General features: G+C 66.0%; 12 protein-coding genes and 1 tRNA gene. 8 read left to right on the top strand and 5 right to left on the bottom strand.

From position 1 onward, the window contains the following. Window positions 1-117 precede the first annotated feature (117 nt). The 3 genes from AC07OD_RS05300 (at window position 118) to AC07OD_RS05290 (ending at window position 1,743) form a co-directional block, all read left to right on the top strand. Complete coding sequence (locus AC07OD_RS05300) at window positions 118-810, top strand: SGNH/GDSL hydrolase family protein (RefSeq protein WP_494595501.1); 693 nt, start codon at window positions 118-120, stop codon at window positions 808-810. Window positions 811-1,206: 396 nt separating this feature from the next. Beyond that, the gene (locus tag AC07OD_RS05295) at window positions 1,207-1,401 is read left to right on the top strand and encodes a hypothetical protein (RefSeq protein ID WP_494595499.1); all 195 of its coding nucleotides are present in this window, start codon (window positions 1,207-1,209) and stop codon (window positions 1,399-1,401) included. Between the two features lie 12 nt (window positions 1,402-1,413). Next, on the top strand, window positions 1,414-1,743 hold the full coding sequence (locus AC07OD_RS05290) for a hypothetical protein (protein ID WP_494595497.1): 330 nt from the start codon (window positions 1,414-1,416) through the stop codon (window positions 1,741-1,743). A 43-nt stretch (window positions 1,744-1,786) separates the two neighbouring features. On the opposite strand, the gene AC07OD_RS05285 is transcribed toward AC07OD_RS05290, so the two are convergent. Continuing rightward, window positions 1,787-1,862: transfer RNA gene (locus AC07OD_RS05285), tRNA-Lys, on the bottom strand. Between the two features lie 81 nt (window positions 1,863-1,943). Continuing rightward, entirely contained in the window at window positions 1,944-2,828 is an 885-nt protein-coding gene (locus AC07OD_RS05280) for an NAD(P)-dependent oxidoreductase (RefSeq protein WP_494595495.1), read from the bottom strand. Between the two features lie 129 nt (window positions 2,829-2,957). Here AC07OD_RS05280 and AC07OD_RS05275 point away from each other — a divergent pair, with 129 nt between their 5' ends. Further along, window positions 2,958-3,839, top strand: coding sequence for an alpha/beta hydrolase (locus AC07OD_RS05275; protein ID WP_492253690.1), 882 nt, complete (start codon window positions 2,958-2,960; stop codon window positions 3,837-3,839). 143 nt (window positions 3,840-3,982) lie between these two features. On the opposite strand, the gene AC07OD_RS05270 is transcribed toward AC07OD_RS05275, so the two are convergent. Further along, entirely contained in the window at window positions 3,983-4,960 is a 978-nt protein-coding gene (locus AC07OD_RS05270) for a GMP reductase (protein ID WP_218340031.1), read from the bottom strand. A gap of 213 nt (window positions 4,961-5,173) precedes the next feature. Beyond that, window positions 5,174-5,890: a hypothetical protein gene (locus tag AC07OD_RS05265; protein WP_492253688.1), complete on the bottom strand. Its 717-nt coding sequence runs from the start codon at window positions 5,888-5,890 to the stop codon at window positions 5,174-5,176. Between the two features lie 42 nt (window positions 5,891-5,932). On the opposite strand from AC07OD_RS05265, the gene AC07OD_RS05260 reads away from it, so the two are divergent. Continuing rightward, entirely contained in the window at window positions 5,933-8,383 is a 2,451-nt protein-coding gene (locus AC07OD_RS05260; RefSeq protein ID WP_494595492.1) for a UvrD-helicase domain-containing protein, read from the top strand. After that, window positions 8,384-8,929: a P-loop nucleotide/nucleoside kinase family protein gene (locus AC07OD_RS05255; RefSeq protein ID WP_494595490.1), complete on the top strand. Its 546-nt coding sequence runs from the start codon at window positions 8,384-8,386 to the stop codon at window positions 8,927-8,929. Here the strand turns inward: AC07OD_RS05255 and AC07OD_RS05250 are convergent. Beyond that, entirely contained in the window at window positions 8,926-9,519 is a 594-nt protein-coding gene (locus tag AC07OD_RS05250; RefSeq protein WP_494595488.1) for a hypothetical protein, read from the bottom strand. The two genes, AC07OD_RS05255 and AC07OD_RS05250, sit on opposite strands and share 4 nt — an antisense overlap. Before the next feature lie 376 nt (window positions 9,520-9,895). Between AC07OD_RS05250 and AC07OD_RS05245 the strand changes: the two genes are divergently transcribed. After that, window positions 9,896-10,255 (top strand): hypothetical protein, encoded by a 360-nt coding sequence (locus tag AC07OD_RS05245; protein ID WP_494595486.1) that lies wholly within the window; start codon window positions 9,896-9,898, stop codon window positions 10,253-10,255. A gap of 85 nt (window positions 10,256-10,340) precedes the next feature. Then, a complete protein-coding gene (locus tag AC07OD_RS05240) occupies window positions 10,341-13,919 on the top strand; it encodes a beta strand repeat-containing protein (protein ID WP_494595485.1) in 3,579 nt (1,192 codons plus the stop codon). Window positions 13,920-13,942 lie beyond the last annotated feature (23 nt).

Here is a 13,942-nt window from a genome sequence, read left to right as displayed (position 1 = left end):
GAGTGCTATTGGAAGTAAAAAGAAAGAGATTGTAAAAAATCCAGGATAGTGCATTTTTTTCACTACGATCACACTCGGTCTATAGGGATTGCTATTTGATTATCGAGAGGATTGAATATGAAGAGAATGTCTGGTGCATTTTTTGCGGTTAACTTTGCTATTGCTGCACTTTTGAGCTCAGGTAGTGCTTTTTCTTATGAACGCCAACAAGTTGGCAGTCCTGCTCAGTGCTCTATTGAGTTCAATGGGGATAGCATCTTGCATGGATTTGGGTATGATTCTGGAGGGACTCTATATACAACCCCTGCGACCTGGCTTAGAAATTATGGTTATACGGTGAATCCAAATAATGCTATAAATGGGCAGAGTACATTTCAGTTGGCTCGAAACGGTGGATTTTATGGTGTCCCGCATAGCTTAATCGTTGTAATTCAAACGGGCATAAATGATCTCAGAAAAGAGTATGAGGTTGGCCCTTTTGGTACGCCTACGGTGCAAGGGGTGAAACAGGATTATCGTCAAATGGTTGACTATGTCAGGTCGATCAATAGAATTCCGGTCATTTCTGGAATTACTGACTTGCAATATCCGCAAGTTCTTCAGTATTTCACTCAAAGTCAATATGACACGGTAGTGGCGATTCAGCAGGCGGTTCGTGAGGTTGCTGTTGAAAAGAATGTTCACTATGCAAGCTTTGACACGAATCCTCTTGGGTGGACAGACACAGTTCACCTTGATCAGGCAAGTAGTAATGGCATTGCTGAAAATCTTCGGTATGTGGCGGCCTATATTTGCATGTTGCCTTACTAAGAATGCCGTACATAGTGCGGACGGCGAAGGGGCCGAGCACGGAGTGCGATAGCACTCTGGCCAGTGCGTTTGGCTAAAACGGTACTCGCGGCACGATGACATCGGGGGGTGGGCTTATCTCGTTGGGAGAATTGGAGGTTGGATTTAACGCGGTGGTGCCTGTTGTCGTACTCGCTGCCACAGCGGCGCTGCATCCTTGAAGTACAGTGCGCGGAGCCGCGATGGCTGGGGTGGGCTCGAGTTGGCCTTGTATTGGGAAGTCGCCAAATACCCAATCGACTCAGGATGTCCAACCGGATGAACCTCCATGGGCACGCCCGACTTACCTTTGCCCGCCGAATCGAGATGCTCAAGCAGATGGCGCAGGGAGGCTGGGGTGCCGTGTGAGCGGCCACCATGTATGGCCTGACTGCACCAACAGCCAGGAAGTGGCTCGGTCACTACCGGGCCGGTGGCGAAGTCGCCTTGGCCGATGGGCGCAAAGCTCCTGGTGACTTGCTGCATTTCGACACCAAGGAGCTCGGGTGCATGGTGCGGCCCAGCCACCGCGTCACCGGCAATCGAAAAGACGCTATTGACGGTGCAAGCTGAGAGGCGCTGTTCGTGGCCATCGATGGCCACGCGAAGCTGGTGTTCACCGCCATTCACCCGCACGAAAAGCAGGTACATGCGGGACCATTTCTGCGCAATGCGATGACCTGCTACGTCCGATTGGGCATCACCGTGAAGCGCCTGCTGACGGACACAGGGTTGGCGTTCTGCTCGCGTGACTTCCGAGCGGCATGCGTCGACCTGGGTATCAAGCACGGCTTCACGCGGCCCTGCCGGCCGCAGACCAATGGCAAAGCCATGGCTCCGGGTCGACCGCCTCAAGCCACAAAGTGGATGATGGAATGCGTTGATCTACCCGGCTCCCGTGTTGGGAATGAATGAAAAAAGCCGCTACAACTTGATAGCTGTAGCGGCTTTTTTAGTTTGGTGGGTCCTGAGTGACTCGAACACTCGACCTACGGATTAAGAGTCCGCTGCTCTACCAACTGAGCTAAGAACCCAAACTTGTTAATCTGTCTGCATTGCTGCAGAGCCTCGAATTATGCACCAATTTTCTGCGAGTTGGCAAGCGCCGCAAAAAATTATTGCATCGCATTGCGGCTTGCGAGTTCCACAAAAAGGCCGCTGTGGTCCAGTTCACCCAGGCCATGCTCGACGCCTTCGGCATAGAGGGTCTCGAAGAGGGTCGTGATGGGGGCATCGAAGCCGATCTCGCCGGCGGTGGCCAGGGCGTTGCGCATGTCCTTGAGCTGCACCGCCATGCGGCCGCGGGGGGCAAAGTCGCGCTCCACCATGCGCTGGCCGTGCAGTTGCAGGATGCGGCTGTCGGCGAAGCCTCCCTGGATGGCCTCGCGCACCTTGGCCATGTCGGCCCCGCCCTTGGCGGCGAACAGCAGCGCCTCCGCCACCGCCCCAATGGTGATGCCCACGATCATCTGGTTGGCCAGCTTGGTGAGCTGGCCAGCGCCATGCGGTCCGACGTGGGTGGCGCGGCCGCAGGCGGCGAAGAGAGGCTGGGCCCGCGCAAAATCCTCGGGGCGACCGCCGACCAGGATGGCGAGCGTGCCGTTTTCCGCACCCACGGTTCCGCCAGACACCGGCGCATCCAGGTGGGACAGCCCCATTTCGCCCAGGCGAGCGGCATGGTCCCGGGCCTCGCGGGGCTGGATGGAGGCCATGTCGATGAACAGCGCGCCCTTGCGCATGGCCTTGGCCGCGCCGGCCTCGAACAGCACCTGGCCGACCACGGGGCCGTTTTCAAGCAGGCTGACCACCACGTCGGCGTTCTGGACGGCATCGGCGACCAGGGAATGCACGGTGATGCCGGATGCAGCCAGGGGCTCCGCCTTGGCGCGGGTGCGGTTCCATGCGTGCACCTGATGTCCAGCGTCCTTCAGGCGCCGCGCGATGGGCAGGCCCATCATTCCGATGCCGAGGACTGCAATGCGAAGCGGTGTGGTGGTCATGGCGTCATTCACCCAGGAAGGTTGTCTCTCTGTGCATCATGTGCCTTTTTGGTGCGTCACCCTGTCACGGAGCTTGCAGCATGGTCGGATTGGAATGATGATGCCGCACCGTCACAGGAGACTTCATCCATGAGCCTGCCCCTGCACGACCCCGCCTGGCTCGAGCGCATGTACAACAACCGCGCGCTGGTGCCCGACCACATGGCCTATCTGCAGCGCTGGGCCGACGATTCCGCCCGGGTGCGGGCGAGCCACCCGTGCGTGCTGGACGTGGCGTACGGTACCGGGACGGGAGAGGCGCTGGATATTTTCCCGTCCGCACGTGCCTCGGATGACGGTGTTCCCGTGCTGGTGTTCGTGCACGGCGGGTACTGGCGCTCGCTGGACAAGTCCGATCATTCGTTCATTGCCCCGTCCTTCACGCAGGCCGGTTTCTGTGTGGTGGTGGTGAACTACGCGCTGTGTCCCGGCACGCCGGAGGCGCCGGTCACCATTCCCCATATCGTGCGGCAGATGGAGAAGGCACTGGAATGGGTGTGGCGCCACATCGCCAGCCACGGCGGGGACCCCCGGCGCATCACGGTGGCCGGGCACTCGGCGGGAGGGCAGCTGGCCGCCATGCTGCTTACCAGCGTGTGGCCCCTGGTCGGCCAGGGGCTGCCCGATGGGCTGGTGCGCAATGCGCTGTCGATTTCCGGGATCCACGATCTGGAGCCCATCATGCACACCCCCATGTACCAGTCGGTGCTGAACCTGACGGAGCAGCAGGTCCTTCAGTGCAGCCCCGCGCGGCTCCTGGAGCCGCCGGCGGGCACGCTCTACTGCGTGGTGGGGGCCGATGAAAGTACGGAGTTCCTGCGGCAGAACCAGCTCATGCAGGACGCCTGGGGTAGCCATTTCGTCCCCCGCAGCCAGGCACTGCCGGGCCTGCACCATTTCAGCATCGTGGATTGCCTGGCCAGGCCGGGGCATGACCTGCACCACATGGCGCAAAACCTGCTGCGCGCCTGAAGTGGGGGCAATCCCCTGCGGCGCTGCCCGTGTTTCCCGCCCCTCGGGCTTCGCGCTGGGGTGGCGCCCGCTGGCCTGGGCTGCGCCATCTGCATGTGCCGTGGCGGCGCAAGGGGCCGGCGCTGCCGTGCCGGCCGCCCGTGCTACATCAGCAGGTGCTCGCCTGCGTTGTCGCCGCCCAGGATCACGTAGTTCACCTTGCGGATGTCCATCAGCTTCTTGCCGCCCGCGTAGCTGATGGAGCTTTGCACGTCCTGCTCCATTTCGATCAGGGTGCTGGCCAGCTTTCCCTTGACGGGCTCCAGGATGCGCTTGCCTTCGACGTGCTTGTACTCGCCCTTGTTGAAGTCGCTCGCGGAACCGTAGTATTCCTTGTACAGCGCGCCGTCCACCTCGACGGTCTGGCCCGGCGATTCCTCATGCCCCGCAAACAGCGAGCCGATCATCACCATGCTGGCGCCAAAGCGGATGCTCTTGGCGATGTCTCCGTGGCTGCGGATGCCCCCGTCGGCGATGATGGGCTTGGTGGCCACGCGCGCGCACCACTTGAGCGCCGAGAGCTGCCAGCCGCCCGTGCCAAAACCCGTCTTGAGCTTGGTGATGCACACCTTGCCCGGGCCCACGCCGACCTTGGTGGCATCGGCCCCCCAGTTTTCCAGGTCGATCACCGCTTCGGGCGTGGCCACGTTGCCGGCGATCACGAAGGCCTTGGGCAGGTGCTGCTTGAGGTAGCCGATCATGTTCCGCACGCTGTCGGCATGGCCGTGCGCGATGTCGATGGTGATGTATTCGGGGGTGAGCCCCAGTGCCACCAGCTGGTCCACGGTGTCGTAGTCGGGCTGCTTCACGCCCAGCGAGATCGAGGCGTAGCAGCCCTGGGCGTGCATGTCCTTGACGAACTGGACATTGTCCAGATCGAAGCGGTGCATGACATAGAAGTAGCCGTTCTGTGCCATCCAGGTGCAGATCTTTTCATCCACCACCGTCTTCATGTTGGAGGGCACCACTGGCAGCCGGAACGAGCGTCCGCCCAGTTCCACGCTGGCGTCGCATTCCGAGCGGCTGTCCACCCGGCACTTGCGCGGCAGCAAGAGAACGTTGTCGTAGTCGAAGATTTCCATGAGATTCCAAGCTCCATAAAGGGACGCAGCCAAACAATTTCAGCGGCGGTGGGCGCTTGGCTTGGGACCGGCTTTGTGGGCGGGGCCGTTCAGGCCGCTCCGAACCCCGCGGTGCGCGGGCACAAAAAAACCGGACGCCAAGAAACTTGGGCCCGGTGATTGATTCTACCCGCCTGTCCGTTCCACCCTATAACGATGGTGGTATTACCGGTATCACCGGCAGGTGGATTGCGCCGCGGCGATGACCGTCCCCCGGGCATCCTGCACCCAGCCCACCATGCGCAGCCGCTCGGCCTGCGCCCCTTCGGGGATGCGCATGGACCGTGTTTCCATCCATTTCGATGGCCCCAATCCCGACACCGGCCGCTGGCCGGGCTTGCCCCATGCGCCGTGGAGCATGTTCCTGACGATATTCCGGGGCACGGCCGTGCCGTCGGTTCCCGCTGGCACGGCCTCCACGAGCAGCAGGTAGAACTCCAGGGGGCCAGGCGCGGCGGTCCGGCCTGGGGTGAACGCGATCGCCGTGCCCAGGTAGTCGTTGAACGGCATGCCGTGGGCCACCCGCAGTCCGGCAGGCCGGGCTGCCTGTACCGCAGCGGTGTGCACGTCGGTGGCCCGGGGCGGCTTGCGGCCCAGCGCCTCCAGCCGGACCAGGGCGTCGCGGGCGGCAGCGGCGGCCAGCGGTGCATCCTCGCCCGCCGCGCCGGGCACGATCCAGTCCAGCACCGCCGTGCCGGCGCCGGCGGTCGGCGCGGGGGTTGCGCGGTCCGTCCAGCAGGCCTCGCAGTCCGCGCTGAGGAAGCGCTCGAAGAGGGCGGTGGGCCGTGGGGTGCCGTCGCTGCTGCAGCTGGCCTGGGCCCAGGTGGCCGCGGGTGCATGGGCGAGTACAAGGGCCACGAGGCTGGCCAGGGTGCGGGCAGTGTTTTTCATAAAAGAATGGGAGGGCGGCGGGGCGCTTTCTACAATGGCTGGATGTTCCCACAAGACCCGTTCCCGGGGGGGCCAGATGTGCTGGCGCCCACCTCCCTTGATGCGCCCTCGGCTGCGTCGCCCCTCCTGGCCCATCTGAACCCCGAGCAGCTCGCCGCCGTCACCCTGCCGGCGGGGCATGCGCTCATCCTGGCGGGCGCTGGCTCGGGCAAGACGCGGGTGCTCACCACGCGCATCGCCTGGCTGCTGCAAAACGGCTACGCCACGCCCGGCGGCATCCTGGCCGTCACCTTCACCAACAAGGCCGCCAAGGAAATGGTGGCGCGCCTGTCGGCCATGCTGCCGGTGAACGTGCGCGGCATGTGGATCGGCACCTTCCACGGCCTGTGCAACCGGCTGCTGCGGGCGCACCACAAGGCGGCCGGCCTGCCGCAGTCGTTCCAGATCCTGGACACGCAGGACCAGCTTTCGGCCATCAAGCGCCTGTGCAAGCAGCACAACGTGGACGACGAGCGCTTTCCGCCCAAGCAGCTGTCGTACTTCATCGCCGGCTGCAAGGAAGAGGGCATGCGCCCCGGCGACGTGCCCACGCACGACAGCGACGCCCGCAAGAAGGTCGAGATTTACCAACTGTACGAAGAACAATGCCAGCGCGAAGGCGTGGTGGACTTTGGCGAGCTGATGCTGCGCAGCTACGAGCTGCTGCGCGACAACGACCCGATCCGCGAGCACTACCAGCGCCGCTTCGCGCACATCCTGGTGGACGAATTCCAGGACACCAACAAGCTGCAGTACGCCTGGCTCAAGCAGCTGGCGGGCAACGACGTGGGCGGGCGCTTCGAGGCGCGCGGCAGCGTGATCGCCGTGGGCGACGACGACCAGAGCATCTACGCCTTTCGCGGGGCGCGGGTGGGCAACATGGCCGACTTCGTGCGCGAGTTCGATGTCCAGCAGCAGATCAAGCTCGAACAGAACTACCGCAGCTACAGCAACATCCTCGACTCGGCCAATACGCTCATCAGCCACAACAGCCGGCGCCTGGGCAAGAACCTGCGCACCACGCAGGGGCCCGGCGAGCCCGTGCGCGTTTACGAGGCCAGCACCGACCTGGCCGAGGCGCAGTGGATGGTCGACGAGATCAAGCAGCTGGTGCGCAGCGACGGCTTCGAGCGCAAGGAGATCGCCGTGCTCTACCGCAGCAATGCGCAAAGCCGGGTGATCGAATCGGCGCTGTTCAACGCCAGCGTGCCCTACCGCGTGTACGGCGGCCTGCGCTTCTTCGAGCGCGCCGAAATCAAGCACGCGCTTGCCTACCTGCGCCTCTTGGAGAACCCGCACGACGACACGAGCTTCCTGCGCGTGGTCAACTTTCCGCCGCGCGGCATCGGGGCGCGCAGCATCGAGGTGCTGCAGGACGCGGCGCGCGCCGCCGGCTGCTCGCTGCACGATGGCGTGAGCGCCGTGCCCGGCAAGGCGGGCGCCAACCTCGGCGCCTTCGTCGCCATGGTGGACGTGCTGCGCGAGCAGACGCAGGGCCTGAACCTGCGCGGCATCATCGAGCAGGTGCTCGAATCCTCGGGGCTGGTGGAGCACTACCGCACCGAGAAGGAAGGCGCCGACCGCATCGAGAACCTGGAAGAACTGGTCAACGCGGCCGAGAGCTTCGTCACGCAGGAGGGGTTTGGCCGCGATGCCGTGGCCCTGCCGCTGGACGAGCATGGCACGCCGCTCACGCAGAGCACGGTCAGCCAGGGGCTGGATCCCGATGCCCCGGTCGTCGACGAACCGCTCCAGCCCGTGCCGGGCATCGTGGACGCGGACACCGGCGAAACCCTCTCGCCCCTGGCCGCCTTCCTCACGCACGCCGCGCTGGAAGCGGGCGACAACCAGGCCCAGGCCGGGCAGGACGCGGTACAGCTGATGACCGTGCACGCCAGCAAGGGCCTGGAGTTCGATGGCGTGTTCATCGGCGGAATGGAAGAGGGCCTGTTCCCGCACGAAAACTCCGCCAGCGAGCGCGATGGACTGGAGGAAGAGCGCCGCCTGATGTACGTGGCCATCACCCGCGCGAGGAAGCGCCTGTACCTGAGCCATTCGCAGACGCGCATGCTGCACGGCCAGACGCGCTACAACATCAAGAGCCGCTTTTTTGACGAACTGCCCGAGGGCGCGCTCAAGTGGATCACGCCCAAGCAGCAGGGGTTTGGCTCCTTTGCTCCTAATTCAGGAGCTTCTGGCGCTTATGGGTCAAACGCTAGAGGCTCATTTGGCTTCAAGTCCGAGACCTTCGCCAGCCCGCCGGTGCCCGTGCAGAAGACCGCGCCCGCCCACGGCTTGCGGGTGGGCATCGCGGTGTTCCACACCAAGTTCGGCGAAGGCAAGGTGCTGGCCATCGAAGGCACGGGCGACGACGCGCGCGCGCAGGTCAATTTTCCGCGCCATGGCACCAAGTGGCTGGCGCTGTCGGTGGCCAAGCTCACGGTGGTGGACTGATTGAAATCATCGCCCGCCGCTCCCGCGCTGGTGGTGCTCGGCGGGCTGCCGGGCGTGGGCAAGAGCACGATCGCCCGCGCGTTGCTGGGGCAGTGGCCAGCGGTGTACCTGCGCATCGACACCATCGAGCAGGCGCTGCGGGATTGCGGCGCGCTGGGGGGCAGTGGCGTGGGGGCCGCGGGCTATGTGGTGGCATATGCCCTGGCGCGTACCCATCTTTCGCAAGGACTGTCCGTTCTGGCGGACTGCGTGAACCCCTGGGCCGAGACGCGCGCGTCCTGGCACCGCGTGGCCCTGGACGCGCAGGCGCCGATGCTGGCTGTGGAGATGGTCTGCGGGGATCCCGCCGAGCACCGCCGGCGGGTCGAGCAGCGGGTGAGCGACGTACCCGGTCTCGTGCCGCCCCTCTGGGATGCCGTGTGCCGGCACGACTACGTGCCCTGGGCGGCGGACAACAACCAGCTGGTGGTCGACACCGCCCACCACAGCCCGGGCGAAGCGTCCAGGCACATCCTGGCCGCACTGCGCGAACTCACGGCCGGCTAGGCGGGGAGGCAGCGCGCCGTGGTGTCCGGCAGCGCCAGCTTTTCAGCGTATAGCCCGCTGCGCTCGGGCGAGATCAGCGCCCCCAGGCCCTGCATCACCGTGACCTCGGCCCCGGCCTGCTGGTCCCGGTAGCACTTGCCCAGCAGTTCCAGGGTCGCCTCCAGCGCACCCGCCTGCTGTGCCGAGGTTTTCCGGAGGGTTTCGGCCTGCTGCCTGAGCCAGCCTTCATAGGCCTCCAGGCTGGCCTGCGGCAGCTTGGCGCGCTCGGCCTCGGGGATCATGCTGCCGTACAGCCCCAGGAGGCTTTGGGTCCCCGGCTGCCCCATCACCAGCACCGCGTCGTAGCGGGCCTCATACGAGCCCTGGCGGTAGATCACCTGGTGGATCTGATAGCGCAGCTTGCCCTTGTCGCCCCCGAGCGTGCGGATCAGGTCGCGCGCAGCGGCGCTGTGGCGGTCGCTGGCGAACTGCGTCTCCAGGGCCGCCGAAATCTGCGCATCGCTGGGATAGGTGATGGCTGCGGGCGAGCAGGCCGCCAGGGCGCCCACGGCCCCCATATACAAAAAGCCACGAAAGATAATTGATTTCATATTTGTGACAATAAAGCAGGAGATTCCATTCATTTTCTTGAAAGTATGGATTTCTGAATGTTATTGCGGGTTTCATGATGATTTGAAGTGTAAAGACTTGTTGGTTTTTACGGTGGATTATGGAAGTACGGCGGCATCGTTCAAATGTGGGAATGCACCCGCTGGCGGAGTAAGTGCTTGTCCTACATGCCAAAACCCCGTGCGGCTCAGAGCGCGGATCCTGGGAGGTACGACCTGTGGATAACTCGGAAAATGCCAGCCCGGGCCGGGCCTACATTTCTTTACGGTGTGGACGGGTGCGCGCCTCAAGAATTCGTTCGCAGGCCGCAAGCGGCTGCTTCGTCAATTAATTTCAACCCTTCGAAGGATTATTGATATGCGCAAACTTGCCATTACCGCCGTCGCAGCACTCGCATTTACCTGCAGCGCAGCTTTCGCCCAGAGCGGCAACGTCGCGATTCCCGGCCTGATCTCGGGCAAGGGCTCCGCCGGCTCCGAAGTGACCAACAGCCGCATCACCGTCACCAACAACAAGGCCACCAACGTCATCGCTGGCGGCGGCAAGGCCGGCATCAAGGTGGCCGAGATCTCGATGGAAGGCGTGGCCAACGTCAACAGCGTCAACATCACCGGCTCCAAGATCCGCAACTCGGACATCACCGTGAGCGGCAACGAAGCCACCGACATCAAGGCCATCGGCGGCACGGCCAACGTGAACAGCGTCAACATCAACTGACCGGCGTGCCGCGGGTCCGTCCGGCAGCCGCCGGCCGGACCGCAAGCCGTCCGACCATCCTGTCCATCCAGAAAAGGGGCTGTGAGTGCACACAACGCGCAAGACGCAACGCCATGAAGCCGCGGCGCTCTGGCTGCTCGGTCTTTCCGTGGCCCTGGCGCCGCTGCGCGGTCAGGCGCAGGAGTCCATGCTCGCCGGGGTGGGCTGGCACAAGAACAGTGCCGGCACGCAGGTGGACGCGGGCAGCCAGATCCAGGTGCTCGGCAACCGCTCCACGGGACCGGTGATCTCCACCGGCGGCAAGGGCTCCGCCCTGGCCAATGTTGGCATGCGCGTGGACCTGGCGGGCACCGCGCAGGCCAACGGCATCGGCTTGGCAGCGATGGATGTGCGCCAGTCCCAGGTGCAGGTGCTGGGCAACCAGGTGACGGGCTTCGTGCACGCCCTGGGCGGTGCCGCCACCGCCAACATGGTGCTGGCGGCCAGCGCCACGGGTACGAAGCAGCTCACGGCGAGCCGCCTGATCGTGCAGGGCAACCGCGCGGCCGACGTCGCGGCCTTCGGCGCCAAGTCCGAGGTGCTGCTGGGCACCGGTTCGCTGCAGATGCCCGGCCGCGCCACGGCCAACAGCGTGCTGCTGGATGCGACCGACGTGCGCAATTCCGAGGTGGCGCTGGTCGGCAACGAGGCCCGTGGCGTCACCTCCATCGGCGGATCAGCGCTCGCCAATGCGCTCACCGCGGCCCGGTCCACCCTGGAGGACACCCGCATCCTGCACACCGGCAACCGCGCGCAGGACGTGCGCGCAGGCGGCGGCAGCGCCGGCGTGGGGCGCGGCACCATTGCCCAGGTGGATCTGACGGGGGTGGCGGCGGCCAACGCGGTCACCCTGGCGTCGAGTGAGCTCAAGGGCGCGCAACTGGTCCTGGCGGGCAATGAAGCGGCCCAGGTCATCGCGACGGGCGGCAGCGCTCTGGCCAACAGCATCAGCTTTTCCGACCACAAGCTCGCCGGTTCGGCGGGCTACCAGGCGGGCGTTTCGGGCAATACCGCACGCAACGTGCAGGCCTGGGGCGGTGAAGGATCCATTCTCGGCGGGGCGCTGGCCGACGTGCGAGTGTCCGCCTCGGCCCTGGCCAACACCATCTCCGTGACCCGGGGCGAACTGGCCGAGGGGCCCGTGCACCGCCTCAGCGGCAACCAGGCGCGCGATGTGGTCGCGACCGGGGGCGGGGCGGCGGCCAACAGCCTGTGGCTGGACAACGCGACCGTGCGGGCTGGCACCGTGCTGATGGCGGGCAACGTGGCCGACCAGGTGCGCACGGCCGCAGGCTCGGGCACCATTGGCGGTGGCCTCGTCGGCGCCCTGGAGCGCAATGGCCGCGCACTGGCCAACACCGTGGTGGCGGACCACCAGTCCACGCTGGAGCGCGCCGCCGTCACCGTCAGCGGGAACCACGGCCAGTCCATCACGGGCTCGGGCGGGTTGGCCGCGGCCAACACGCTGATGGTGAGCGAGGGCCGCGTGCAGGACACCGCCCTGACCCTGGCGGGCAACAGCGCCGACGGGGTGCGGTCCACCGGCTATGCGGCGCAGGCGGGCGGGGGGCTTCTGTTTTCGGCCAGCCAGCAGTCGGCCGCGCTGGCGAACACGCTGGCGGTCACGGGGTCGCAGCTTGATGCGCAGACGCTGACGCTGGCGGGCAACACCGCATCGCGGCTGACGGCACGCGGAGGCGCGCTGCTGGCCAACAGCATTGCATTGGAAAACGGCGCGGGCGCGCCCTCGCGCCTGTCGGCGGCGGGTGTGCTGAGTGGCAACACGGCCAGCGACATGAGCACCGCGGCGGATTCGGTCTCCGGCGCGGGGGGGCTGGCCGGGCGCGAGAGCCGCGCGCGGGCCGCCGCCAATGCCCTGGTGCTGCACGACGATGCGCTGGTGGATGCATCGTCGCCCTGGCTGATCGCCGGGAACTCCGCGCGCGGCGTGCACGCGCCCGGAGGCACCGCCCTGGTCAATGTGCTGGCGGCCTACCGTGGCGCGCGGGTGCAGGGCAGCCCGGTGGTCATCGCGGGCAACACGGGCGAGGACATCCGCGCCGCCGGCAGTGGCGCGCAGGCACTGGGCGTGGGCACCAAGTCCAATGGCGTGCTGGCGGCCAACGGGCTGTACATGGATGGCTCGGGCGCCACGGCGCTGGCCCGCAGCACCCTGCAGGTGGTGGGCAATACGGCCCGGCAGCTGAACGCGGACGGTGGCCGCATCAACGCCAATGCGCTGTCGGTCAACGCCCAGGGCCGCGTGGAGGCCAGCACGCTGACGCTCGCGGGCAACACGGCGGCCGACGTGCGCAGCGAAGGGCGCGAGGGCACGGTGGGCGGCTTTGCCGCGTTTGGCAGGGGCGTGGGGCAGGCCAATGCCAACGCCATCCAGGTGCTGGGGGACATGCGCGCGGCCAGCCTGCAGCTGATGGGCAACACGGCGGGGCGTGTGTTCGCCACCGAGGGCCTGGCGGCGGCCAACAGTTTTTCGCAGGGCTCCGGTGGCCGCGTGGACGGGGTCCAGGCGCTGGTGGCCGCCAACACGGCGGTGTCCACCCAGGCCGAGCAGGGCAGCACGGCGCTGGCCAACAGCGTGCAGGCCGACGGGACGCTGCAGGGCAGCGCGGTGCAGGTGGTGGCCAACCAGGGCAGCGCCCGCGCCGCCGGCCGGGACGGGCTGGCCAACAGCGTGCGCACGCAGGGCCGTGGGCGCGTGGCCGGCTCGTCGGTCACCGTGACCGCCAACCAGGGCTCGGGCGAGCAGGGGGTGGCCAACAGCGTGGACATCGCGGGCACGCTGCAGGGCGGCAGCATCACCATCCTGGGCAACCAGGGCTCGGCGCGGGATGGCGGGGCGATCAACAGCGTGGTGGGCGATGGCCGCATCTCGGGCAGCCAGATCACCATCATCGGCAACGCGGGGTCGGCCAGCGGCGGGCTGGCCAACAGCGTGCGCGGCGGGGGGAGCATCACGGCGTCGAGCATCACCATCCTGGGCAACCAGGCCAGTGCGCAGGGTGCCAGCAGCAAGGTCAACAGCGTCACGGGATCAGGCTCCATCAAGGGCAGCCAGATCCTGATCGCGGGCAACACGGGCCGGGCCAGCGGCGGCGGCCTTGTCAACGGTGTGAACAACAGCGGCAGCATGGCGGGCGCGCAGGTCGTGGTGACCGGCAACCAGGGCAATGCCACGGGCGGCGGCACCGTCAACAGCGTGGACAACCGGGGCCAGCTCTCGGGCCGGGTGCTGATCGCGGGCAACCGGGGCAGCGCCACGCTGGGCGGCACGGTCAACTCGCTGGTGAACCACGGCGTGATGGCGGGCACGGTCGTGATCGCCGGCAACCAGGGCCATGCGGCCGTGGGCGGCGTGTCCAACTCGGTGGTCAACCAGGGGGTGATCACCGGCGCGGTGACCATCGTCGGAAACATGTCGGCGGCCGCGGCGGGCATGACCTCTGGCAGCGTGCGCAATGTGGGCGGGGCCATCACCGGCGTGGTCGGCGTGGCGGGCAACACCCCGTTTGCCGCCAATCCCGGCTACACGTACGCCATCCCCTCCACGGGCGTGGTGAACCAGTCCGTCACGGTGCTGCCGGCCGTGAACCTGCTCAGCATGTAGGGCGGCGCTGCCTGGCGGGTGCG

This window comes from Acidovorax sp. GW821-FHT10E03, assembly GCF_059415205.1.
Note: the sequence above shows the minus strand (reverse complement) of the source record. Positions and strands in the feature narration are given on the sequence as shown.

Coding starts and splice junctions, on each gene's coding strand:
- AC07OD_RS05265 (WP_492253688.1), bottom strand. CDS start 5,890: ATGAAAAACACTGCCCGCACCCTGGCCAGCCTCGTGGCCCTTGTACTC.
- AC07OD_RS05250 (WP_494595488.1), bottom strand. CDS start 9,519: ATGAAATCAATTATCTTTCGTGGCTTTTTGTATATGGGGGCCGTGGGC.
- AC07OD_RS05270 (WP_218340031.1), bottom strand. CDS start 4,960: ATGGAAATCTTCGACTACGACAACGTTCTCTTGCTGCCGCGCAAGTGC.
- AC07OD_RS05275 (WP_492253690.1), top strand. CDS start 2,958: ATGAGCCTGCCCCTGCACGACCCCGCCTGGCTCGAGCGCATGTACAAC.
- AC07OD_RS05295 (WP_494595499.1), top strand. CDS start 1,207: ATGTATGGCCTGACTGCACCAACAGCCAGGAAGTGGCTCGGTCACTAC.
- AC07OD_RS05260 (WP_494595492.1), top strand. CDS start 5,933: ATGTTCCCACAAGACCCGTTCCCGGGGGGGCCAGATGTGCTGGCGCCC.
- AC07OD_RS05300 (WP_494595501.1), top strand. CDS start 118: ATGAAGAGAATGTCTGGTGCATTTTTTGCGGTTAACTTTGCTATTGCT.
- AC07OD_RS05280 (WP_494595495.1), bottom strand. CDS start 2,828: ATGACCACCACACCGCTTCGCATTGCAGTCCTCGGCATCGGAATGATG.
- AC07OD_RS05245 (WP_494595486.1), top strand. CDS start 9,896: ATGCGCAAACTTGCCATTACCGCCGTCGCAGCACTCGCATTTACCTGC.